Source organism: Pseudomonas sp. FW305-E2 (assembly GCF_058782925.1).
In genome coordinates, this window is record NZ_JBYSYE010000100.1 from 1 (window position 1) to 602 (window position 602).

1 rRNA gene is annotated in these 602 nt (G+C 51.0%); it reads right to left on the reverse strand.

Annotated features, from left to right (window positions below):
- A 16S ribosomal RNA gene (locus AC3WLP_RS27850) occupies positions 1–456 on the reverse strand; the annotation flags it as partial.
- Positions 457–602: the final 146 nt, after the last annotated feature.

Below are 602 nucleotides of genomic sequence, written 5' to 3' on the forward strand. Positions count from 1 at the left end.
CTTACTGCCCTTCCTCCCAACTTAAAGTGCTTTACAATCCGAAGACCTTCTTCACACACGCGGCATGGCTGGATCAGGCTTTCGCCCATTGTCCAATATTCCCCACTGCTGCCTCCCGTAGGAGTCTGGACCGTGTCTCAGTTCCAGTGTGACTGATCATCCTCTCAGACCAGTTACGGATCGTCGCCTTGGTGAGCCATTACCCCACCAACTAGCTAATCCGACCTAGGCTCATCTGATAGCGCAAGGCCCGAAGGTCCCCTGCTTTCTCCCGTAGGACGTATGCGGTATTAGCGTTCCTTTCGAAACGTTGTCCCCCACTACCAGGCAGATTCCTAGGCATTACTCACCCGTCCGCCGCTGAATCAAGGAGCAAGCTCCCGTCATCCGCTCGACTTGCATGTGTTAGGCCTGCCGCCAGCGTTCAATCTGAGCCATGATCAAACTCTTCAGTTCAATACTGCTTGGGTTTTTAAGAAACCCTAAACTTGGCTCAGCAATCTCAAATGACTATGTGATTTCTCGCATGGTCACTTGTGATGCTGATAATCTTTTTGACTATCAGTCCGTACTCACAAGCACCCACACGAATTGCTTGATTC